Here is a 23,779-nt window from a genome sequence, read left to right as displayed (position 1 = left end):
GTGGCATATGGGTTTAGACTCTATAAATTTAGTATGTTCGAACGGGTAATATTAATTGCAAAATCGTTTCATCATGAAGCGGGCGAATGACGAACGGGCGCATGGCTCCAGTAAAGCTTACCCTAACATCTGTTCCTTCAAGCGCCTTTAATGCATCCATCATATATTTGGCACTAAAAGAAATCTTCAAATCTTCACCCTCGATGGCTTCGCTTTGAATTTCCTCGACTACCTTCCCGACCTCAGGAGTATTTGAAGAAATTTCAATAATTCCGCCTTCAATTGTCGAAAATTTGACAACATTGTTTCTTCCTTCTCTTGCCAGCAAAGAGGCACGATCAATTGCATGCAAGAATTCCTTTGTATTTACCGTCACATCCGTTTTACTTTCATTCGGAATTAAACGAGAGGTATCCGGATAATTTCCTTCTAACAATCTTGAGAAAAATAATAAGTGCTTCGCTTTAAATAATATTTGATTCTCGGTAATAACAATATCAATTAAGTCATGGCTGTCATCAATAATCTTACTCAACTCATTCAAGCTTTTTCCTGGAATGACCACATTATAGTTTTCGTTGTTCGCTATTTCGATCTTTGCCTTTCGAAGCGCGAGTCGGTGACTATCTGTTGCAATACAGTTTAGTTCCCCGTTTTCAACCTTCCAGTTTACACCTGTCAAGATGGGGCGTGTTTCTGAGGAGGACACTGCAAAATGAGTTTGGCGAATCATCGCTTTTAAAAGATCTGTTGCAATATGAAATTTATTATTTTCTTCGATCTGTGGAAGGTGAGGATACTCTTCAGCATCCAGGCCAATCAAGTTAAATTCAGATTTTCCAGAACGAATGACCGTTTGAAGCGAGCCTAAGACTTCAATTTCAACCGAATCAGTCGGGAGCTTTTTGACAATTTCACTAAATACTTTTGCTTGGAGAACGATCGCTCCTGCTTGTTTCAATTCAATAATTTCATTACCAGCATCCTCTTTTGGAATAAAGGATTCAATGGAAATATCAGAATCACTTCCTGTTAAGGTAACACCTTCTGATGTAGCTGTGATTTTAATTCCGGTTAAGATAGGGATTGTTGTTCTTGTAGTAACAGCCTTCATAACGTCTTGAACACTCTGAACTAACCGATCTCTTTGAATGATAAATTTCATCGCATGTATTCCTCCGTTTTAAGCATATTTTTTATAGCTATAACATAATATATTTTTTTAAAAAAAGAGTAGAAGTACTAGTAGGGCCTGTTGATATGTGGATAACTGGATTATTTCAACGGAAACACAGCCTATCCACATGTGGACAGACTGTGTGTAAATGCAAAGAAGTTATTCACATATTTGAAAGAAAAAAACACCAATAACTGCCTAAACTTTTAATAGTTCATGCAGTTCTTTCATTTGCCTTTGCAGCTGGGCATCGGTCTGAAGTAGTTTGGAAATTTTCTCATGAGCATGTATGACAGTCGTATGATCGCGGCCGCCAAATTCTTCTCCTATTTTAGGCAAAGAATAATCGGTTAATTCCCGTGATAGGTACATCGCAATTTGTCTAGGAAAGGCAAGCGACTTTGTCCGCTTTTTTGCCTTAAAGTCCTCGAGTTTTATACTAAAGAGTTCCCCGACTGTCTTCTGAATATCCAGAATGGTTATTACTTTAGGCTTTGAACTTGGAATAATATCTTTTAATGCCTCTGCTGCTAAATTAGCATTAATATCTTTATTGATTAAGGAAGAATAGGCGACCACTCGGATCAGTGCTCCTTCTAGCTCCCGGATGTTTGTATCAATTTGGTTGGCGATATAAAGCATTACCTCGTTAGGTATATCTAATCCTTCGGCTCTAGCTTTTTTGCGAAGAATGGCAATTCTCGTTTCCAAATCGGGCGGTGTAATATCTGTAATCAATCCCCATTCAAACCGTGACCTGAGCCGGTCCTCTAACGTTGGAATTTCTCTAGGCGGCCGGTCGCTGGAGATAATAATCTGTTTGCTTTCCTCATGAAGAGCATTGAAGGTATGAAAAAATTCTTCTTGTGTTGATTCTTTTCCAGCTAAAAATTGAATATCATCTATAAGTAAAATATCGACATTTCGATATTTATTGCGGAAACTCTCTGCTTTATTGTCACGAATCGAGTTAATAAATTCATTTGTAAATTTTTCAGATGATAAATAAACCACTTTTGCTGCAGGGTTATGATCTAAGACATAATGGCCAATTGCATGCATTAAGTGCGTTTTTCCTAATCCAACTCCTCCATAAATAAAGAGGGGATTGTATGCTTTGGCTGGTGCTTCGGCAACTGCCAGTGAAGCAGCGTGGGCAAAACGGTTGCCTGAGCCAATAACAAACGTATCAAAAGTGTATTTCTGATTTAAAATACCCTGAGGAAATTCCCCATGGTCATCGTCCTTTTTTACCTTTTTCGGTGGCAGCAGGACATCACTTTCTGACTCGTTTTGATTTTGCGGAATGATAAACTTAACAGAAAGCTCTTCTCCGGTAATTTCATAGAGGATCCCAGAGATTAGCTGCGAATAACGCTCTTCCAGCCAATCACGAGCAAACTCATTGGGAGCAGTGATGATTAGCAAATCGCCTTGAAGGGAATGGGCCTTTGTGGACTTAAGCCAGGTATCAAAGCTTGGTTTGCTTATTTTTTTTTCTATATTGGCTAATGCAGCATGCCAAAGATCCGCGATATTTTCCAAATAATATCCCTCCTTTGTTGTGTTTTTTTATAAAACAACGCGTTTTTCTTAATTATACCGTCAGTACAACCTATTAATTTATAAATATACGAAATAGTGAATGTGGATAATAAATAATAAGGAAGTAAAATGGAGTTTCGACAATATCCACCTCTTGTGGACAACTTTCTGCAGTACCCTCGGATAAACTATCCACATGATATCCACAAATTGTGGATAACGTATTATTGTGGATAAAGTTATTCAGAGTGAAAACACAAATATGATATCAAATTATTGCTTGATGTGCAATGCCTTTTCGCAGTTTATCCACAACTGTAACAATATGTGCACAGTAATTGTCCACAAGTAGATATTTTGTGCAAAACCTGTCAATATCTTGTGTAGAATGTGAAAAAAATGTCGAAAATTTATCCACAGGATATTCGTACTTTCCAGGAGAAAGGGCTGGATGAATTATGGGAGTAAAAATAAGAATTCCACTTTCATGGTTCAGATCTATTCTTATAGCTATAGAATTTCTGGAAATTAGCAAATTCATGTTCAATAAAATTTGGAAATGGAAACAATAGTGAAGAGTAGTTGACAATTTTATGGTGAGGTCTTTATAATAAGTAAGACTGTCATTTAAACTTGATAGCTATTCCTCAGGGAGGTGTCATATAATGAAAAGAACATATCAACCAAATAGCCGTAAACACAGTAAAGTTCATGGCTTCCGTAGTCGTATGAGCTCAGCTAATGGCCGTAAGGTTCTAGCTCGTCGTCGTCTAAAGGGAAGAAAAGTATTATCAGCATAGACCACTGCAAAGTCAGTGGTCTTTTTTCTAATCCGACTGAAGGTGTTTTTATGAAAAAAGAGCTGCGTATTAAAAAAAATAAAGAATTTCAAACGGCATTTCAAAAGGGCCAATCATTTGCAAATAGGCAATTTGTCGTCTATTCATTAAAAAAAGAGGGACAAGACTATTTTCGCATTGGCCTATCGGTGAGTAAGAAGATTGGAAATGCGGTGACAAGGAATAGAATTAAAAGGTATGTAAGGCAATCCATTTTTGAACTGAACGAACAGTTAGCACCAGGGAATGATTACGTGATTATTGCCAGGAAGCCAGCAGCTGAAATGGATTTTTTTGAGGTGAAAAAAAGTTTAACCCATGTACTTAAAGTTGGGAAGGTTTTGAAAAAGTGACTTTAAGGACAAAATTTGCAAAGGAATTCGTTGAATATTTATATCCTATTGAAGACAATTCCTTTGCCTAGGTGATAAAATACCTTTGAAATCATCCAAAATAAATTGTACATAGATTTGATTCTAAACTGTTCATTATCTTTATTGTAAGGAGGAAAATTTGGTTGAAAAAACGAATATTACTAGGTATTGGTTTACTTTCTGTATTTATGTTCCTAACAGGATGCAGTGAAATTAAGAAGCCAATCACATCGGAGAGTTCAGGCTTTTGGAATGAGTATATTGTCTATCCTTTATCCTGGTTGATCAAAGAAGGGGCGCTTATTCTCGGGGGCAGTTTTGGGTTATCGATTATTGTCGTAACTATCCTGATCCGCCTTGCGATTTTGCCACTAATGATCAAGCAGACAAGAAGTTCAAAAGCGATGCAAGCATTGCAGCCAGAAATGGCCGAACTGAAAAAGAAATATAGTTCTAAAGATCAAAAAACACAGCAAAAGCTGCAACAGGAAACCATGGCACTTTTTTCAAAACATGGTGTAAATCCAATGGCTGGCTGTTTTCCATTAATTGTACAAATGCCAATTTTAATTGGTTTTTACCATGCCATCTCACGAACAAGGGAAATTGCAAACGATAATTTCCTATGGTTTGACCTTGGTGATAAAGATCCTTACTATATTTTGCCGATAGTGGCAGGTATAACCACGTTTATTCAGCAAAAAATTATGATGGCTGGACAAGATCAGAATCCACAAATGGCGATGATGCTTTGGATGATGCCAATCATGATTGTTGTTTTTGCCTTTAGTTTCCCTGCCGCGCTTTCGTTGTACTGGGTAGTAGGAAATATTTTTATGATTGTGCAGACCTATTTTATTAAAGGACCGGATTTGAAAATGGCAAAAGCATCCGGTAATGCGGGAGGAGCAAAAAAGTGAAACAGGTAACTGCTACAGGACAAACTGTCGAAGAAGCAGTAAAATCAGCTTTAGCTCAATTACAAACCAGCAAAGACCGCACAGATATTGACATTATTGATCAAGGAAAAAAAGGGATTTTCGGTATTTTTGGTTCACGTCCGGCTGTTGTAAAAGTAACTGTCATCATAGATCCCATTGAAGAAGCAAAGAAATTTCTAACTCAAGTAAGTGAACAGATGGGAGCGCCCGCAGAAATAGAAATCAAACGCGAAGGTAAACATGTTCATTTTATTATGACGGGTGAAAAGATTGCGTTATTGATTGGGAAAAGAGGTCAAACATTAAATTCGCTTCAATATTTAACACAATTAGTGCTAAATCGTTTTTCGAATCAGTATTTAACCGTGATCTTGGACGCGGAGGATTACCGAAAAAGAAGAAATGAAACGCTGATTCAATTAGCCCATCGTCTCGCCCAAAAGGTGGTTAAGTCAGGAAAAGATGTAACCTTAGAACCGATGCCTTCCTATGAGCGAAAAGTGATTCATGCTGCTTTATCTGATAATAAACGCATCAAAACACTTTCTGATGGATCGGAGCCACATCGCTTTATTGTGATTACTCCAGCATCAAAAAGATAAGGATTTAAACTTAAAAACAAAATCACAAAGGCATCCTATTGAATGATAGGGTGTCTTTTTTTGTCGAATTTTAAAAAAATGAGCCTGTTGATAACATTCAATTTTTTCACATTTTTCGTTTTATTGTTATTCACATGTGGATAAGTTAAAATAATAATGAGATAGAAGTGAATTGTGGATTAATAATTATTTGGAAGATGGTTTACTTTTTCCACAGAAAATGATGTGGTATTCTATTGTTTTGGAGAAAAAATATTTTTTATATAGATGAACCGATTTTTTAATGTGAGGTGAAGGAAATGGAATCTGATACGATTGCGGCAATATCGACTCCGATGGGTGAGGGTGCGATTGCGATTGTGCGTTTGAGCGGGGATGAAGCATTCCCGATAGCAGACAAGCTATTTAGGAGTATCGGTGGGAAAAGGCTGACTGAGGCAGCAACCCATACGATCCACTATGGACACTTGATAGACCCTAATACGGGGCAAGTGGTTGAAGAGGTTATGGTGTCTGTCATGAAAGGGCCAAAAACTTTTACAAAAGAGGATGTTGTTGAAATAAACTGCCATGGCGGGATTGTTTCTGTGAATAGAGTTCTTCAGCAGGTGTTAACGAATGGAGCGAGACTCGCGGAACCGGGAGAGTTTACAAAAAGGGCATTTTTAAATGGACGGATTGATTTATCCCAAGCGGAAGCGGTGATGGATTTAATCAGGGCAAAAACGGACCGCGCGATGAACGTCGCTTTGGGACAAATGGAAGGGCGCCTGTCGAAATTAATTCGAAGACTACGTCAGGAGATTTTAGAAATCCTTGCCCATGTGGAAGTGAATATAGATTATCCGGAATATGACGATGTCGAAGAAATGACCCATAAGATGTTAGCAGAGAAGGCCCATTTTGTTCGGGAAGAGATCAAAAAGCTATTGCAAACGTCGGAACAGGGGAAAATTTTACGAGAAGGACTGTCTACTGCGATTGTTGGCCGTCCGAATGTAGGAAAATCCTCGCTATTAAACAGTCTAGTTCATGAAAACAAGGCGATTGTGACGGATATTCCTGGAACCACAAGGGATGTAATTGAAGAATACGTGAATGTTCGCGGTGTCCCATTGCGACTTTTGGACACGGCAGGAATTAGGGAAACAGAGGATATTGTCGAACGAATTGGAGTGGAGCGTTCCCGCCAAGTTTTACAAGACGCGGATTTAATTTTGCTTGTTTTAAATTATGCTGACAAGTTAAGTATGGAAGATGAGCAGCTTTTTGAAGTGGTCAAAGGGATGGATGTTATCGTTATCGTCAATAAAACGGATTTGCCGCAGCAAATTGATCTGGAGAAAGTGAATGAGTTAGCAAAAGAGCATAAGATTGTCACTACTTCACTACTTGAGGACCGTGGCGTCGATGAGTTAGAGGAAGCGATCGCTTCGTTATTTTTTGCAGGCTCGATTGATGCTGGCGATATGACCTATGTTTCAAACAGTCGTCATATTGCACTATTGCACCAAAGCTTAAAGACAATCGAAGAAGCAATTGATGGGGTCGAAATGGGTACCCCTATTGATATTGTTCAAATAGATTTAACAAGAACATGGGAATTACTTGGCGAAATCATTGGCGAGAGTGTCCACGAAAGCCTGATCGACCAGTTATTTTCGCAATTCTGTTTAGGGAAATAGAAAGAGGAGTGACTACATGCAATACGAAGCAGGAAATTATGACGTCATTGTCGTTGGAGCAGGCCATGCCGGCTGTGAAGCGGGCCTTGCGGCGGCGAGACTTGGCGCCAAAACATTAATGATTACCATCAATCTTGATATGGTTGCCTTTATGCCATGTAACCCATCCGTAGGCGGACCAGCTAAGGGGATCGTCGTTCGTGAAATAGATGCTCTGGGCGGGGAAATGGGTCGAAATATTGATAAAACCTATATCCAAATGAGAATGCTGAACACGGGAAAAGGTCCAGCTGTCCGCGCGTTAAGAGCGCAGGCTGATAAATTTGCTTACCAGCATGAAATGAAAAAAACACTCGAGGAAGAACCGAATTTAACTTTACTGCAGGGTATGGTCGAGAAACTGATTGTCGAGGATGGAATTTCTAAAGGGGTTATCACAAAGACAGGGGCGGTCTACCGCTCAAAAACGGTCGTCATTACAACCGGAACCTATTTACGTGGGGAAATTATCCTTGGTGAGTTGAAATATTCAAGTGGTCCAAATAATCAGCAGCCATCGATTAAGCTGTCTGAACATTTAGAGGAGCTTGGTTTCGACCTTGTTCGTTTTAAGACTGGAACCCCGCCACGTGTTAATAGTAATACGATTGATTATAGTAAAACAGAAATCCAGCCTGGCGACGAAGTTCCACGATCGTTTTCCTATGAAACAACGAAATATATTACGGACCAACTGCCATGCTGGTTGACCTATACCAATGAACGCACCCATCAGTTAATTGACGCCAATCTACATCGTTCTCCAATGTATTCCGGAATGATTAAAGGGACAGGACCAAGGTATTGTCCATCGATTGAAGATAAGGTCGTCCGCTTTAATGATAAGCCGCGCCATCAGATTTTCCTTGAGCCTGAAGGAAGACACACAAAGGAAGTCTATGTACAGGGTCTATCCACGAGCTTACCGGAAGATGTACAGCAGGAAATTCTTAAAACCGTTCCAGGACTTGAAAATGTGCAAATGATGAGAGCTGGATATGCGATTGAATACGATGCGATTGTGCCAACACAGTTATGGCCTACCCTGGAAACCAAAGTGGTTGAAGGACTGTATACGGCTGGTCAAATTAATGGAACTTCCGGCTATGAAGAAGCAGCAGGACAAGGAATCATGGCTGGTATCAATGCAGGACTGAAAGCGATTGGCCGTGACCAGTTAATTTTAAGTCGTTCCGATGCGTATATTGGAGTTTTAATTGATGATTTGATCACTAAAGGAACAAATGAGCCATACCGATTGTTAACGTCAAGAGCAGAGTATCGCCTACTGTTACGACATGATAATGCTGATTTACGCTTAACCGAAATGGGCCATCAAATCGGACTGATTCGTGACGACCGATACGAACGATTTTTAGCAAAGAAAGACGCAATTGAGGCTGAAAAGCAGCGTTTAGAGTCGACGTTTTTGAAACCGACGGCTGAGGTTCAAGAGCTGATTCGAAGCATTGGCGGCAGTGAATTAAAGGATGGAATCCGCGCTTCTGATTTATTAAAAAGACCAGAAATGAACTATGAACTGCTTGAAACCATTTTTCCAAGTGATGTCAGCCTTGATGAAGATGTGAAGGAACAGGTTGAAATCCAGTTAAAATATGAGGGCTATATTACCAAGTCACTACAACAGGTTGACCGCTTAAAGAAAATGGAAGATAAGAAAATCCCTGAGAATATTGATTATGACACGGTGTCAGGCCTTGCGACAGAAGCCAGACAGAAACTAAAACTAGTCAAACCGCTATCAATTGCCCAGGCATCCCGGATTTCAGGAGTGAATCCAGCGGATGTTTCGATCCTGCTTGTGTACCTAGAACAAGGCAAAATAGCTAGAGTTTCAAATGAATAATTATGTGAGGAAGATTATTGAATGATCATTGAACAATTTGCAGCAAACCTAAGGGAAAAAGGGATCTCCCTTTCAAGTGAACAGCTCGGCCAATTTGAAATATACTTTGAGACATTGGTCGAGTGGAATGAAAAAATGAATTTAACCGCTATTACGGATAAAGCTGAAGTGTATCTTAAGCATTTTTATGATTCGATTACGGCTTCCTTCTATTTTGATTTTACAAAGCCTTTTCATCTTTGTGATGTGGGGGCGGGAGCGGGGTTCCCTAGTATTCCGCTAAAAATTGTTTTCCCACATATCGAAGTGACGATTGTTGATTCACTAAACAAGCGCATTTCGTTTTTAAATCATCTCGCGAAGGAATTAAAATTGGAAAATGTTCATTTTATTCATGATCGCGCCGAAACCTTTGGGGTAAATCCAAATTTCCGCGAAAATTTTGAAGTCGTAACCGCAAGGGCCGTGGCAAGAATGTCTGTGTTGAGCGAGCTCTGCCTGCCACTTGTTAAAGTAGGCGGACACTTTATTGCCATGAAAGCTGCCCATGCGAAAGATGAATTAGAGATCGGTCAAAAGGCAATTTCCATTCTGGGCGGAAGGTTGGAAGATATGCACACCTTTACACTGCCAATGGAAGAAAGCGAGCGGAATATTTTAATCATTAAAAAGGAAAAACAAACACCAATGAAATACCCGCGCAAGCCTGGGACACCAGGAAAGACACCGATTGAATAAGAAAAGCACACTTCCTTTGCGAGGTGTATTGTAAGAAAAACGGATTTGGAGTGCTAACAATTTTTCAATAAACATGTTATTCTAGGCAGGAAGAATGTCTGTATTCAGAGAATAAGTAATAGGGAGTTTCGTAAAGGTGGTGTTGGGGATGAAGCAATCGTTTACACGCTTTTTTGGCCTCGGCGATAAGGGAGAACAAGAGGTTGCGCTTGAAAAAGAGCTAATTGTAGAAAAAAACGAGGAAATAAAAAAGATTCCAATTGACCATATTGTTGCAAACCGATTTCAGCCTCGTACGGTTTTTGATGAAGAGAAAATTGAAGAATTAGCGCGAACAATTCACATTCATGGGATCATTCAACCGATTGTCGTTAGAGAGTTTGCCATTGACCAATATGAAATTATTGCTGGGGAACGCCGTTTTCGTGCGATGAAAAAGCTCGGTTGGACCGAAGCACCAGCCATTATAAAAAATTTATCAGATACTGAAACGGCCTCTGTTGCTTTAATTGAGAATTTACAACGGGAAGAGCTGTCGCCGATTGAAGAAGCGATGGCGTATGGGAAATTGCTGGAATTGCACAATTTAACCCAAGAAGCATTAGCACAACGCCTTGGGAAAGGGCAGTCAACCGTTGCCAACAAGCTTCGTCTTCTTAAATTGCCGCAGCCTATTCAAGAGGCATTGTTAAATAAAATTATTACAGAGCGTCATGCACGTGCACTGATCCCTCTTAAAGATCCAGAAAAACAAGTGGTGCTATTGGCTGAAATTATTGAAAAGAATTTTAATGTCAAGCAGACAGAGGAACGTGTGGTCAAACTGCTTGAACAAAAAAGCGAAAAGCCAAAGCCGAAACGGAAGGCTTTCAGTAAAGATATGAGAATCGCCGTAAATACCATTCGTCAATCATTAACAATGGTAACAGACAGCGGGATTAACCTCGATGCTGAAGAAGAAGAATTTGATGAATTCTACCAATTTACAATTCGCATACCAAAGAAAAAGTAAGATCAATAGAATAATAGATGCTAGAACCAAACGAAATCACAAGTTTGGTTCTTTTTATTATGTTAAAGATCAATATTGATTTTGCCACTATGTTGATTGGAGCGGAAATCAACATTCCAGTATAAAGAGCCTTTATTTGAGGAATTTTCGTAATAAATAGTAATTTATGGATAATTAATGTCCATTCCCCCTCTAAATCACAGATATAAACTAATTGAAAATTTGAATATTTTTAGAAAAAATCCAACAACCTTTCTGTTTCATGCTAAAATAAAGGAATGGAATTTTTCCTATCATAAATTCAGTTTAGATTAGCCAAATGACTAGTATTTTAATAGAATTTAATAGAAACATAGAATAAAACTTTGAGAGAATAAAAGGGTAGGTGACATCGTGGGCAAAATTCTTGCAATCGCGAATCAAAAAGGCGGAGTCGGTAAAACGACTACCTCTGTCAACCTAGGGGCCTGCTTAGCATATATTGGGAAACGTGTCCTGCTAGTCGACACGGACCCGCAGGGAAACGCAACAAGCGGGATTGGTATTGAAAAGGCAGAAGTTGACCAATGCATATATGATGTTTTAGTAGATGATGTAGAAGCAAAGGATGTTATTAAACAAACATCGGTCGAAAATTTGTATGTGATACCAGCAACAATTCAGCTGGCAGGGGCAGAAATTGAATTGGTTCCGACGATTTCTAGAGAAGTTCGTCTGAAACGAGCTCTTGGAGAGGTTAAAGATCAATTTGATTATATTATAATTGACTGTCCGCCATCGTTAGGATTATTGACGATCAATGCGTTAACGGCCTCTGATGCTGTCTTAATTCCTGTTCAATGTGAGTACTATGCGTTAGAAGGCCTAAGCCAATTATTAAGTACAGTAAGACTTGTTCAAAAGCATTTGAATCAGGATTTGAAAATTGAAGGCGTCTTATTAACGATGCTTGATGCTCGAACCAATCTCGGCCTTCAAGTAATTGAAGAAGTAAAAAAGTATTTTCAAGATAAAGTGTATAAAACCATTATTCCAAGGAATGTCCGTCTAAGTGAAGCACCAAGCCATGGGGAACCAATCATTACTTATGATTCGAAATCGCGTGGTGCTGAGGTGTATTTAGATTTAGCGAAGGAAGTGGTCTCAAATGGCTAAAGGTTTAGGAAAAGGACTAAACGCAATTTTTACGGATGTTGGCAAGGAAGAAACAGTTCAAGAAATCAAGCTTAAGGAACTGCGCCCCAACCCTTACCAGCCGCGAAAAACCTTCCAACAAGAGGCAATTGATGAATTAAAAGATTCTATTTTAGAACATGGAATCTTACAGCCAATCGTCGTGAGAAAAAGCCTTAGAGGGTATGAAATTGTTGTCGGTGAACGGCGTTTTCGGGCTGCAAAGGAAGCAAAGCTTGAAACAGTCCCGGCTGTTGTCCGCGACCTTTCAGAGCAGCAAATGATGGAATTAGCCGTCCTTGAAAATCTGCAGCGGGAAGATTTAAATCCCATCGAAGAGGGTTTAGCGTATCAAACATTAATGGAAAAGTTAAAGCTAACCCAAGAAGAGGTAGCGAAGCGATTAGGCAAAAGCCGGCCGCATGTAGCGAACCATGTTCGTCTGCTTTCCCTCCCACCGAACATTCAAGAGTTAATATCCACTGCTAAGATATCAATGGGACATGGCCGTGCCTTGTTAGGACTCAGAGAAAAGGCAAAAGTTCCTGCATTAGTGGAAAAGATCATCAAGGAAGCGCTCAGCGTCCGTCAGTTAGAAAAACTGATTCAGCACTTAAACGAAAGTGTTTCACGTGAAACAAAAAAGCCAGAAAAGAAAAAAGATGTGTTTATCCAGGAACGTGAACACACCCTGCGTGAACGGTTTGGAACGACTGTAAACATTAAGCAGAATAATAATAAAGGGAAAATTGAAATTGAATTTTTCTCTAAAGATGATCTTGAACGAATTCTGGAAATGCTTGATCAAAATGAATCCTTATAACCATCATTTCGATGGTTTATTTTTTTTGGTAAATATGATAGTTTATTAGGTATATATTTCGAAGGTCGAAGAAAAAGGTGGAAATAGGATGTTTTTATTAGGAACACTTGTAAATGGGCTGTTAATAGTCATTGGAACGCTTCTTGGGAAGTTGTTAAACCGCATCCCAGAAGGAATGAAGGTTACTGTCATGTATGCCATCGGGTTGTCCGTCATGGTTTTAGGGTTGCAAATGGGCTTGAAGAGTGAAAATTTTCTCATTGTTATTATTAGTTTGGTGGTTGGAGCTGTGGCCGGCGAGGCTCTCAAATTAGAGGATAAATTAAATGACTTAGGTATATGGCTTGAGCAGAAAGTCGGTTCTAACAATGGAAAAGGGAGTATCTCAGAAGGGTTTGTCACTGCTACCCTCATCTTTGTAATTGGGGCGATGGCGATTATTGGTGCACTTGATAGCGGCATCCGCGGCGATCATGCTGTTTTGTACACCAAATCACTGATCGATGGATTTACGGCGTTAATCTTAACGACAACTTTAGGGATAGGCGTTATTTTTTCTGCGATTCCGGTTGTCCTTTATGAAGGGTTGATTGCCCTGTTTGCTACCCAGATTGACCGATTTGTTCCCCAAGCATTAATGGATCAGTTTATTGTTGAAATGACGGCCACGGGTGGGATCATGATTTTTGCGATTGGCCTAAATTTAACCGGAATGGTGAAAATTAAAGTAGCCAATCTGCTGCCAGGCATTGTTGTAACGGGACTGATTGTAACCGTTCTTTATTATTACCATCACTATTTGTAGCCAATGGAAATAAAAGAGCAATCGGATATAACACCGTTTGCTCTTTTAATTTGTCTTCTCTTCTTCGAGCCAATTTAAGTTTAATTCCGTCCAGGTTTGTTTAGGATATAACAGGCTTGCTTGATAGATCCCATTGGCAATCGTTTTTGCCATTCTCATGACAAGATTTAAGCGGGTGTTTTGCAGGACAAAAAACTCCATAAATCCGCTGACATTGACGATGCCGGTGATATGTATATCTCCGACCGCTGGTAGTTCTTTGTTTACTCCAGCTCCTGGTTTGACAGGACCATTTCCTAATTGAATGACTCCGACATTTTTTATCCTGCCCAAACAAGCATCAATCCCAATAATATAGGGGTCATCATGTTTTGCATGGATTTCCTTTAGTTTTTCAGAAAGATTGACGGCATGAATCGGTTCATCTAATGTTCCGTACACAAAAAACGACCTTATACCCTTTTCTTCCAGCAGTGTCCCAACAAGTGGTCCTAATGAATCCCCTGTGGAGCGGTCGGTACCAATACAAACAAAGACAATAGGGCGCTTTGTCAGACTGGGAATCACAGCAAGCAACTCTTCAGCTAGATTTTCAGCCGCATGCAAATCATCGTGGCTGATTCGCGTCTTAGCCCTCCTGTCAAAAAAACTGGTCTTCAGATTCATTAAGTCACTCCCTCACAGTAAATAGTCTTATTAGTATACGGAATTTTCAGTAAATCTATACATGAACTGGGGAGAAAAAGGAAAATTCATTATGCTATTAACTGCGCAGAATAATTGCTAAAATAGATGTGGATTATGAAGTTATTAGAGGATGGTGTCTGAATGAGTCTCACACAAAAGGGAATGCAAAAATTAATCGATAAATTTCAAAATGAAGATACATGGTTGAATATGGGTGAAGCCCTTCTAAAAATCCTTGCGATTTTGGTCATTACCAATATCTTGATTCGAATTGGAAAATTGATGATCCATAATATCTTTAAAATTAGAAACCTCTCTCCGCTCAATACATCAGATCGGCGTGAAGAAACGCTCTCAAGGCTGCTCGATAATGTCCTTTCTTATGTGGTTTATTTTATCGCCTTTATGATGATCCTTTCTGTGTTAGGAATTGATGTAAAAGCACTGATTGCCGGAGCGGGGGTTGTTGGTTTAGCCGTTGGTTTTGGTGCACAAAGTTTAGTGAAGGATATTATTTCTGGCTTTTTTATTATTTTTGAGGATCAATTTTCAGTTGGTGATCATGTTCGCATAGGACAATATGAAGGTAATGTCGAAACTATAGGGTTAAGAACCACAAAAATAAAAAGCTGGACCGGGGAACTGCATATTTTACCAAATGGCAGTATTATCGAAGTAACCAATTTCTCAATAAATAATAGTATCGCTGTTGTTGATATTGCCATCGCCTATGGTGAGGACATAGCCAAGGCGGAAAAGGTAATTGAGGAAACCATTCAGTTTATGCCTGCCCAATATGAAGAGTTAGTTAAAGCCCCTGAGCTATTAGGGATTCAAACAATGGGTGCGACCGAGGTTGTTTTACGGGTTGTCGCAGAAACACAGCCAATGAAGCAAGCGGCTGTTTCTCGAAATATTCGCAGGGATATCAAGCTTCAATTAGACGAGAATGGCATTAAAGCACCAACTCCAAGAGTGGTCATGTATGGATCTGAACAACCAAAATAAGGGGAGATTTTGCAATGGAAGAAAAAGAATTTGCCTTAAATGATGTTGTCGAGATGAAGAAACAGCATCCCTGTGGAACAAATCGTTGGAAGGTGATCCGCATGGGGATGGACGTTCGGATCAAATGTGAGGGCTGTGGTCACAGTGTCCTCATACCAAGGAGAGAATTTTCAAGGAAAATGAAGAAAATTTTGGTGAAGCATGAGGAGTAGTTCATGCTTTTTTTTAATGGAAAACTATATTATTCTTATTAGAAAAGTAAAAATAGAATTTTTCACATAGGGGATGGGGAAATTGGCACAAATACGTAAGGCAGCATGTCCGTTAAATTGCTGGGATAGCTGTGGTTTTAATGTAACAGTCGACAGTGACCGGGTCATTAAAGTAGAAGGAGATCCCTCCCATCCGATCACACAAGGGAAAATTTGCGGACGGGGACGGATGCTCGAAACAAGGACAAACTCCTCGCAACGGTTGTTGCATCCATTAAAAAAGATAAACGGTCAATTTGAGCAAATTTCCTGGGAACAGGCACTTAATGAGATTGCAGATAAATTAAAACAAATAAAAGAACAGTACGGCTCTACCGCTGTTTTACACAGCCATGACTATGCGAATAATGGTTTATTGAAAAACCTCGACCAGCGTTTCTTTAATTGCTATGGCGGTGTGACCGAGCTTTACGGCTCACTCTGCTGGGGAGCAGGAATTGAAGCACAAAAGTGGGACTTTGGCGATGCTTACAGCCACGAACCAGATGATCTTTACAACAGCAAAAATATTATTGTCTGGGGACGAAATGTCGCCCGCACAAATATGCACTTTTACGAAAAACTTTTAGAAGCGAAAAAGCTTGGCGCGAAACTAGTGGTTATTGACCCTATTTTTAATGCAACGGCGAAAATTGCCGATGACTATATATCGATCAAACCTGGTATGGACGGACTATTAGCAGCAGGTATTATCAAGGAAATGATCCGCTTAGGATTAGAAGACCGCAGCTTTATAGAGCAATTTACGGCTGGTTTTGATGAGGTGGTACAGCTCCTTAACAGCATCTCAATCGAAAAAATTAGTGAAATGACGGAAGTCCCTTGTGAAGTGATCACTAAATTAGCTCATGTTTATGCGGACAAACCAACTTCTACCTTTATGGGGCTTGGCTTACAACGCTATAAAAATGGCGGCAATACGATTCGCTTCATTGATGCCCTTGTTGCATGCAGCGGGAATATTGGCATTGCGGGCGGCGGCGCCAATTATGCCAACCTTCAAGTTGGGCAAAGCTTCGTGTTTGAGGAGTTGACCCTGCCAACTCGCAAACAAAAGCAGCGCCAATTTTCAATTATGAAACAGGCAGAAGAAGTGTTAAAGGCAATAGACCCAGAAATTCAGATGATTGTAGTGACGTGTGGGAATCCTTTAACCCAGGTGCCTGACACCCAAGTGGTTGAAAAAGCCTTCTCTTCCGTAGAAACGCTGGTGGTGATTGAGCAATTTATGACGGACACCGCGCAGCTCGCGGATTATGTGTTGCCGACCACAACTGCCTTTGAGGAAGAGGATATTTATTATTCTTCGATGTATCATCATTATGTGAATTATGGTCCTAAGCTTGTAGAAGCACCGGGTGAAGCCAAACCGGATTTATGGATCTGGACAGAATTAGCAAACAGACTCGGTTTTGGAGCGGATTTTGATTTTTCAAGAGAGCAATTCCTAAAGATGGCCTTTCAAGCATTGGAAGAAAAGGGTGCATCTCTAGAAACTTTAATGGATAAGCATACATTAGAATTGCCGGTACTCGCCATCCCATGGCAGGACCGAAAGTTTAAAACACCATCCGGTAAGTTTGAATTCACGGCACAGTTAGGTCAACGTAACGGCAGCGATGGACGGTTAACCTTAGCTGTACCCGCAGAGTCTAAATGGGAAAATCCGAAGCTTGCTGAAAAATATCCATACAGTCTGCTGACGATTCATCCGATGCGCTCTAATCACTCGCAGAACTATCACCTTTACCCAGTGAAACCAAAAGTGAAGGTGGAGGTTGCCAAAAATATTGCTGATGTTCTCGGTTTGCAAAAGGATGATTTTGTAATGGTCTGGAATGACCGCGGCGAAGTAAAGGGCTATATTTCGATAGCAGCGGCTGCCCATCCTAACACCATTAATATCGATGAAGGAATTTGGAAGCAGTTTGGCGGGTCGGTTAATCATCTGACCTCGAGCGGTGCATCTGATAATGGTCTTGGGAGCACCTTATATGATTGTCTCGTGAATATTGAAAAGGTCCATTAATTTATAATAGAAAGGGGGCTGCACAGCGGCCCCCTTTCTTATAACTACCCTTATTTATATCGTGGAATCTCTAGTACTAGTTTATAAGAATCTATTAAACTATATAAATTGTATATTTGGTGGACTTGCTTGGCAGCCCAGCCGATATCTGACGCATATTGATGTGTTGCACGACCGCTTGTTACTGTTGAACCTGGATTCCATTTCATTTTATAGAGGGTATCCTGCCCTGCGTTAATATATCCGTTGGCAATAAATTGTGCACCTCCGAGAATAGCCTTCTCAGGAGTAAACCAACCAGCATTATAAGCAAATTGGGCCCCACTGGTGACCGCAGTTTGATCATAAGCACCAATTCCGAACATATTATAAACAGTTTTTCCATTAATTTGGACTCCTTGAGCCAGTTGTGATTTACCTTTATTTGTTTCTAATAAAGCATGGGATATTAAGTAAAGTTCATTTATTCCATATGTATTTCCAGCCTTGATAAAGGTGGATGCTATTCCTTGCAAACTACCTTTTCCAGACAGAATTCTTTCATTAACCTCTTTAGCACTTATATTGGCTGTCACTGACAGTTTAAGAAATTGCAAGGAATCGACCGTATTCTTTTGGAAATTATTTGGATCCACATAATAGGTAATATCTTCCGGACTCGCATTTACCCAGGTTTTATTAAATTTTACTTGGTACCAGTTATACCCATCTGTCCCCTTTAGTTTACCAAGAATTTGTAAAGTATCCTGTTTCTTCACTTGGCCGACTACCCAATAGGCAGGACCAGCCCCACCTCTTACATTCAAACTCGATCCATTGACTGTCCCGCTTGTTTCACTAGTTAATGTTAAGCCATCAGCTCTGATGTACGTATCATATGACTTGTCTGTTTGTGGATTAACTGCCATCTGCTTTTGTACCAAATCAGATAAGGGAATGTCATAGCTTTCAATAACCTTATCAATGGTTCCACTAGTGGTATTGGGATTAAAGGGCGGAGTTGTTGACAAGTATTGCGTGCTGACATATCCCGTTTTCCCATTGACCGCTACTTTAGCCCAACCATTTCCTTCGGAAAGAATCGTGACAAGGGTTCCTCTTGATAACTTTGTTACGATAGAGGCGCTCCCAGCAGCGCTAGAACGCATATTTAAGCTGGAACCATAAATAACATCCACATATTTTGTCTTCGTAGTTTCTTTACTCGGTTCCGAATTATTATTGTTCGCAGCAACCCATCCGGCAGGGGGAGTTATTTCAGATAAATAGTGAGCTTGGACATAGCCCGTTTGCCCATATGCTTCTATTTTAGCCCAGCCCTTTGCTTCAGAATGAACGATGACTTTCACCCCACGAGCTAATTTAATCAAAATGGATGCATTCAATGAGGCACTTTTGCGCATATTTAGAGTGGAGCCTAGGTTGACATTTACATATTTGTTTATGGTCGTTTGTTTATCCGGTATTTCGTTCACAGGAGTAGAACTTACTTTCGTAGTAGAAAGGTATCCAGAACTTACATACCCCTCTTTCCCATTGAATTTTACTTTAGCCCAGCCCTTTGACTCGGAATAGACCTCTACTTCAGTTCCATTTTTTAATTTTTCAAGAACTGTTGAACTGGTTGACGGACCTTTCCTTAGGTTCAAGGTAGAGCTAGCACCAACATTTACAACCTTTTTTGTGGTCTTCACAGGGGTAGAAGCTGATGTACCCGTACTAGGATTTTTGCTTGGACTCGTACCAGATAGAAAAGCAGAACTTACATAGCCCGTTTTTCCATAAACCTTAATTTTCGACCAGCCACCCGCTTCAGAATAAACCATTACCGCCGTCCCTTTTGCAAGTTTTACAATAATCGATGCACTTGTTGAAGTACCATTACGCATAATTAACGTGCCACTTTTTACATTTACGTATTTAGTTTTGGCGGTTGTCGTTGATGATGAGGGGATATTGGTCGGACTTTTGGATGAAAGAAAGCCCGAGCTGACATAGCCAGTTTTCCCGTTCACGCTTACCTTGGCCCAGCCTTTTGTTCCAGAATAGACTTTTACAGCCATCCCTTTTGATAGAGTTGTGACGATAGCTGAACTAGTTGAAGTACTTTTCCGCAAATTTAATGTCCCACTGGTTACATTTACATACTTGGTAGTCTGAACACTATTACCACTGATTTGTGAAGTACTTGTTTTTTCTGCAAAAATTGTTTCCTCAAAAGCAACGGTAGACAGCACTGCAAAACAAAAACTCGGAAGTAAGGCTTTTTTTACAATACTTCCTGAAATCCAGGGTCCATCTGACTTTTTAGGTACTTGTTGTGTGTTTGTTTTTTTCATTACTCCTCCTCCATATATCTATTAATCTATTATTCTAGTAAAACTATCAAGTAAAGTTTGTATTAAATTTTACCATATTTACTAAATAATATAGGAAAATTTGTAGAAAGAGGGGGGGGTTAGTTTGAAATTTCGATCTCTTTTTATCTTTACTCAGCATTCATTGGCATAAAACCCAATCTTCGTACCTGCTTTCTTTGATTGTCGTTACCATTAATCATTCTTGTCTTTTTACATTGAAATGCCTATAATTGTGAAAGACTTGTCTTTTTATTATCAGAACTAATTTTATTTAAAATAGATCTTATTTTTTTGAGGAGTGAAATAAATGGCATTAACAGCTGGTATCGTAGGTTTACCGAACGTTGGTAAGTCTACTTTATTTAACGCAATTACCCAGGCAGGGGCAGAATCGGCCAATTACCCTTTCTGTACGATTGATCCGAACGTCGGAATCGTTGAAGTACCTGACGCCCGTCTGCAAAAATTGACTGAACTTGTTCAACCAAAAAAGACGGTTCCCACCGCTTTTGAATTTACCGATATTGCCGGGATTGTTAAAGGCGCAAGTAAAGGTGAAGGACTCGGAAATAAGTTCCTCTCACATATTCGCCAAGTGGATGCGATTTGCCAAGTAGTCCGCTGTTTTGCAGACGATAACATTACCCATGTATCTGGTAAAGTCGACCCTATCGATGATATTGAAGTCATTAACTTGGAGTTAATTCTTGCTGACATGGAATCGGTTGAAAAGCGGATTAACCGTGTTGAAAAATTGGCTAAGCAAAAAGATAAGGAAGCAGCTGCTGAATTCGAAGTCCTCTCCATGCTTCGCGATGCGTTTGAAGCAGAGAAACCAGCTCGTACCGTAGATTTTACGGAAGAACAAATGAAACTTGTTAAAGGACTGCATCTGTTAACAATCAAGCCTGTTCTTTATGTGGCCAACGTGAGTGAAGATGATATTGCCGATCCTTCTGACAATGAATATGTTCAAAAGGTCCGCGAATTTGCTGCTGCAGATAATGCAGAAGTGATCGTGATTTGTGCGAAGATTGAAGAGGAAATTGCTGAACTTGAAGGCGAAGAAAAGCAAATGTTCCTATCGGAGTTAGGAATTGAAGAATCCGGCCTTGACCAGTTAATCCGTGCGGCCTACCACTTGCTTGGCTTAGCGACTTATTTCACAGCAGGTGTTCAAGAAGTTCGGGCCTGGACCTTCAGAAAAGGAATGAAGGCACCGCAATGTGCAGGAGTTATTCACTCTGATTTTGAACGCGGCTTTATTCGCGCCGAAACCGTTTCTTATGAAGATTTATTAGCAGCTGGCAGTCATACGGCAGCAAAAGAAGCGGGCAAGGTCCGTTTAGAAGGTAAAGAATATGAAGTAAAAGACGGCGACGTCATCCATTTCCGTTTCAACGTATAATATTCCAAGCTCTGCAGGATTTGCAGAGCTTTTTTAGTTGGAAAAATCTCAATCCTGTGAATGAGATTGCTTTTGTTAAATAACTATGCTATAATTTCAACTTGTGAGTAATGAATAATTGCTCCTTGCCCAAATGGGCCGTTTAGACCAAAAGGAGGTGACTGTGATGAATAAGTACGAAATCATGTACATCATCCGCCCAAATATTGAAGATGAAGCTAAAAAGGCTCTTGTAGAGCGTTTTAATACAATTCTTCTTGATAACGGTGCGGAAACTGCTGAAACAAAGGATTGGGGTAAGCGTCGTTTAGCATATGAAATCAACGATTTCCGCGACGGATACTACGAAATCACTAAAACAACATCTTCAGCTGCTGCAGTACAAGAATTTTCTCGTCTTGCAAAAATCAGCGAAGATATCATTCGCCATCTAGTAATTAGAGAAGAAGCTTAATAATAGATTTGAAAATGTTTCATGTGAAACATTTTCTGAAAAAAAAGGAGTTGATTCTGATGATAAATCGTGTTGTTCTTGTTGGCCGTTTAACCAAAGACCCTGAACTGAAATATACACCAAATGGCATTGCGGTTGCTACATTTACTCTTGCAGTAAATCGTCAATTTTCAAATCCCCAAGGGGAACGTGAAGCAGACTTTCTTAACTGTGTAGTTTGGCGTAAGGCTGCTGAAAATGTTGCCAATTTCTTGAAAAAAGGCAGCTTAGCAGGTGTTGATGGTCGAATTCAAGTTCGTACTTACGAGCAGGATGGAAAACGTCAGTATTTTACTGAGATTGTGGCAGATAATGTTCAATTTCTTGAGCCTAGGGGTTCTTCAGGCGGCAATGGTAGAAACGATAACAATCAATTCGGTGCTCCACCAAGGGAACCTCAAGGGAATCCTTATGGCGGCGGCAATCAGAATCAACAACGTCAAAACCAAAACACGAATAATGGTTTCCAAAGAATGGACGAGGATCCGTTTGCAGGTAATGGTCAAATTGATATTTCCGATGACGACCTTCCATTCTAAACAACCTTAAATGAACGATAAACTAAAAATGATAAAGGAGGGAATTTTCATGGCAGGAGGACGTAAAGGCGGTCGCGCAAAACGCCGTAAAGTATGTTATTTCACAGCAAACGGTATTTCTCGCATCGATTATAAAGATGTGGATTTACTTAAGAAATTTATCTCTGAGCGTGGAAAGATTTTACCACGTCGTGTAACTGGTACTAGCGCTAAATACCAACGTAAATTAACAGTTGCAATCAAACGTTCACGTCAAATGGCATTACTTCCATTTGTTGCAGGTGAATAAAAATAGATAAGTAAAAAGGCAGTTAGGGTTATCCCTGCTGCCTTTTTGTTATACTCTAGAGTTGAATAGAACACCTTATATCGCTAAAATAAAGAATAGCGTTGTAAAATTAGGGGTGAAGTAGTGAAAGATGTACGAAAGCTTACAGAGGGTGCTGTTCTTTTGGCGGCCTTTGCTGCACTATTATTAATAACGATTTATGTTCCTGTCGTTGGATCAATCCTAAACCTGGTACTGCCGCTGCCATTTATCATGTTTTCTGTTAAAAATAATCTGAAACTGATTGCCGCCTTTTTAGTAGCAGCCATATTTATTGCATTTATTGCAGGCTCTTTAATGGGTGTTGGCTTAATGTTGATTTATGGTTCGGTAGGTACCGTTATTGGCTATCTGCTCCAAAAAAGCAAGAGCCGGACGTTCATATTAATAGCTAGTTCCCTTACATTTATGGCTGGGCTAGTGATTTCATATGTTGTCATGGTTGCTTTTATGAAAATCGATATTATCCATGAACTTACTGTAGCGTTAAATGAATCAGTTAAAAGCTCTGAGGTAATGCTTAAAGCAATGGGAAGAGAAGACCAAGTTGAACTCTTAAAAGAGCAAAATGCCTTAATGCTTAAGCAAATCGTAACGCTTGCACCAAGTGCACTGATTTTCGCTTCCATCCTTTCCTCTTTTATTACTCAATGGATTTGCTTTCCAATTGCGAAGAGGTTTGGGGTGAACGTACAGCCATGGGGCAGTTTTCGCAATCTTGTCCTGCCTAAAAGCCTTTTATGGTATTATTTAATTGCCTTAGGGATGATGCTGCTCTTTCATCCGCAAGAGGGAACTTACTTATATTCTGTTTTAATTAACGCCAGGTACATATTAGAGACATTTATCATGCTTCAGGGTCTGGCTCTTTTATTTTTTATTTTCCACCAAAAGTCGGTTGCAAAGGGACTTGCTGTATTAGTTGTAATTCTTACTTTCATGATTCCAATAGTCCGTTATATAATAATGTTATTAGGCATTACTGATTTAGGCTTTGATTTTCGAAAGCGTTTTGAAATGAAAGAGTAAGATTCA

The 23,779-nt window shown here is 39.8% G+C and carries 23 protein-coding genes; 19 read left to right on the top strand and 4 right to left on the bottom strand.

The genetic code is table 11. From position 1 onward, the window contains the following. Positions 1-28 precede the first annotated feature (28 nt). Both dnaN and dnaA read right to left on the bottom strand, forming a co-directional pair. Entirely contained in the window at positions 29-1,165 is a 1,137-nt protein-coding gene (gene dnaN / locus AB7942_RS21495) for a DNA polymerase III subunit beta (protein WP_369448429.1), read from the bottom strand. Positions 1,166-1,375: 210 nt separating this feature from the next. Further along, complete coding sequence (gene dnaA / locus AB7942_RS21490; RefSeq protein WP_214716260.1) at positions 1,376-2,722, bottom strand: chromosomal replication initiator protein DnaA; 1,347 nt, start codon at positions 2,720-2,722, stop codon at positions 1,376-1,378. Positions 2,723-3,387: 665 nt separating this feature from the next. On the opposite strand from dnaA, the gene rpmH reads away from it, so the two are divergent. The 11 genes from rpmH to AB7942_RS21435 all read left to right on the top strand — a co-directional run bounded on the left by rpmH (position 3,388) and on the right by AB7942_RS21435 (position 13,620). Beyond that, on the top strand, positions 3,388-3,522 hold the full coding sequence (gene rpmH / locus AB7942_RS21485; protein WP_035446353.1) for a 50S ribosomal protein L34: 135 nt from the start codon (positions 3,388-3,390) through the stop codon (positions 3,520-3,522). Positions 3,523-3,572: 50 nt separating this feature from the next. Then, positions 3,573-3,914, top strand: a complete 342-nt coding sequence (gene rnpA, locus AB7942_RS21480; RefSeq protein ID WP_088084885.1) for a ribonuclease P protein component — start codon at positions 3,573-3,575, stop codon at positions 3,912-3,914. Positions 3,915-4,078: 164 nt separating this feature from the next. After that, entirely contained in the window at positions 4,079-4,855 is a 777-nt protein-coding gene (gene spoIIIJ, locus AB7942_RS21475; protein WP_088084884.1) for a YidC family membrane integrase SpoIIIJ, read from the top strand. Then, the gene (jag, locus tag AB7942_RS21470; protein ID WP_369448428.1) at positions 4,852-5,478 is read left to right on the top strand and encodes an RNA-binding cell elongation regulator Jag/EloR; all 627 of its coding nucleotides are present in this window, start codon (positions 4,852-4,854) and stop codon (positions 5,476-5,478) included. The genes spoIIIJ and jag overlap by 4 nt, the downstream gene beginning before the upstream one ends. A gap of 299 nt (positions 5,479-5,777) precedes the next feature. Beyond that, positions 5,778-7,163, top strand: a complete 1,386-nt coding sequence (gene mnmE, locus AB7942_RS21465; RefSeq protein WP_088084882.1) for a tRNA uridine-5-carboxymethylaminomethyl(34) synthesis GTPase MnmE — start codon at positions 5,778-5,780, stop codon at positions 7,161-7,163. 16 nt (positions 7,164-7,179) lie between these two features. Further along, positions 7,180-9,069, top strand: coding sequence for a tRNA uridine-5-carboxymethylaminomethyl(34) synthesis enzyme MnmG (gene mnmG / locus AB7942_RS21460; RefSeq protein WP_369448427.1), 1,890 nt, complete (start codon positions 7,180-7,182; stop codon positions 9,067-9,069). 21 nt (positions 9,070-9,090) lie between these two features. Then, positions 9,091-9,807: a 16S rRNA (guanine(527)-N(7))-methyltransferase RsmG gene (rsmG, locus tag AB7942_RS21455; RefSeq protein WP_369448426.1), complete on the top strand. Its 717-nt coding sequence runs from the start codon at positions 9,091-9,093 to the stop codon at positions 9,805-9,807. 148 nt (positions 9,808-9,955) lie between these two features. Then, on the top strand, positions 9,956-10,819 hold the full coding sequence (gene noc / locus AB7942_RS21450) for a nucleoid occlusion protein (RefSeq protein ID WP_088084879.1): 864 nt from the start codon (positions 9,956-9,958) through the stop codon (positions 10,817-10,819). Positions 10,820-11,212: 393 nt separating this feature from the next. Continuing rightward, positions 11,213-11,974: a ParA family protein gene (locus AB7942_RS21445; protein ID WP_214716249.1), complete on the top strand. Its 762-nt coding sequence runs from the start codon at positions 11,213-11,215 to the stop codon at positions 11,972-11,974. Beyond that, positions 11,967-12,815 (top strand): ParB/RepB/Spo0J family partition protein, encoded by an 849-nt coding sequence (locus tag AB7942_RS21440; RefSeq protein WP_369448425.1) that lies wholly within the window; start codon positions 11,967-11,969, stop codon positions 12,813-12,815. Before AB7942_RS21445 ends, AB7942_RS21440 begins: the two co-directional genes overlap by 8 nt. Positions 12,816-12,903: 88 nt before the next feature. After that, positions 12,904-13,620, top strand: a complete 717-nt coding sequence (locus tag AB7942_RS21435) for a DUF554 domain-containing protein (RefSeq protein WP_098934346.1) — start codon at positions 12,904-12,906, stop codon at positions 13,618-13,620. A 45-nt stretch (positions 13,621-13,665) separates the two neighbouring features. Here the strand turns inward: AB7942_RS21435 and yyaC are convergent, their stop codons facing one another. Then, a complete protein-coding gene (yyaC, locus tag AB7942_RS21430; protein ID WP_369448424.1) occupies positions 13,666-14,286 on the bottom strand; it encodes a spore protease YyaC in 621 nt (206 codons plus the stop codon). Between the two features lie 162 nt (positions 14,287-14,448). Here yyaC and AB7942_RS21425 point away from each other — a divergent pair, with 162 nt between their 5' ends. From AB7942_RS21425 to AB7942_RS21415, 3 genes are all read left to right on the top strand, one after another. Further along, entirely contained in the window at positions 14,449-15,315 is an 867-nt protein-coding gene (locus tag AB7942_RS21425; RefSeq protein ID WP_335712182.1) for a mechanosensitive ion channel family protein, read from the top strand. 14 nt (positions 15,316-15,329) lie between these two features. Beyond that, entirely contained in the window at positions 15,330-15,527 is a 198-nt protein-coding gene (locus tag AB7942_RS21420) for a DUF951 domain-containing protein (protein WP_026568062.1), read from the top strand. Positions 15,528-15,609: 82 nt separating this feature from the next. After that, positions 15,610-17,616 carry a molybdopterin-dependent oxidoreductase gene (locus AB7942_RS21415; protein WP_369448423.1) on the top strand — a complete coding sequence of 669 codons (2,007 nt, stop codon included), beginning with the start codon at positions 15,610-15,612 and terminating at the stop codon, positions 17,614-17,616. A gap of 50 nt (positions 17,617-17,666) precedes the next feature. On the opposite strand, the gene AB7942_RS21410 is transcribed toward AB7942_RS21415, so the two are convergent. Next, positions 17,667-19,955 (bottom strand): SH3 domain-containing protein, encoded by a 2,289-nt coding sequence (locus tag AB7942_RS21410; protein ID WP_369448422.1) that lies wholly within the window; start codon positions 19,953-19,955, stop codon positions 17,667-17,669. 328 nt (positions 19,956-20,283) lie between these two features. Here AB7942_RS21410 and ychF point away from each other — a divergent pair, with 328 nt between their 5' ends. From ychF to AB7942_RS21385, 5 genes are all read left to right on the top strand, one after another. Further along, a complete protein-coding gene (gene ychF / locus AB7942_RS21405; RefSeq protein WP_088084871.1) occupies positions 20,284-21,384 on the top strand; it encodes a redox-regulated ATPase YchF in 1,101 nt (366 codons plus the stop codon). Between the two features lie 166 nt (positions 21,385-21,550). Beyond that, entirely contained in the window at positions 21,551-21,838 is a 288-nt protein-coding gene (gene rpsF, locus AB7942_RS21400; protein WP_088084870.1) for a 30S ribosomal protein S6, read from the top strand. Positions 21,839-21,897: 59 nt separating this feature from the next. Then, positions 21,898-22,416, top strand: coding sequence for a single-stranded DNA-binding protein (gene ssb, locus AB7942_RS21395; RefSeq protein WP_088084869.1), 519 nt, complete (start codon positions 21,898-21,900; stop codon positions 22,414-22,416). 49 nt (positions 22,417-22,465) lie between these two features. Continuing rightward, positions 22,466-22,705, top strand: a complete 240-nt coding sequence (rpsR, locus tag AB7942_RS21390; RefSeq protein WP_088084868.1) for a 30S ribosomal protein S18 — start codon at positions 22,466-22,468, stop codon at positions 22,703-22,705. 123 nt (positions 22,706-22,828) lie between these two features. Then, entirely contained in the window at positions 22,829-23,773 is a 945-nt protein-coding gene (locus AB7942_RS21385) for a YybS family protein (RefSeq protein WP_369448420.1), read from the top strand. Positions 23,774-23,779 lie beyond the last annotated feature (6 nt).

It is taken from the genome of Neobacillus sp. BF23-41 (genome assembly GCF_041106275.1).
Note: the sequence above shows the minus strand (reverse complement) of the source record. Positions and strands in the feature narration are given on the sequence as shown.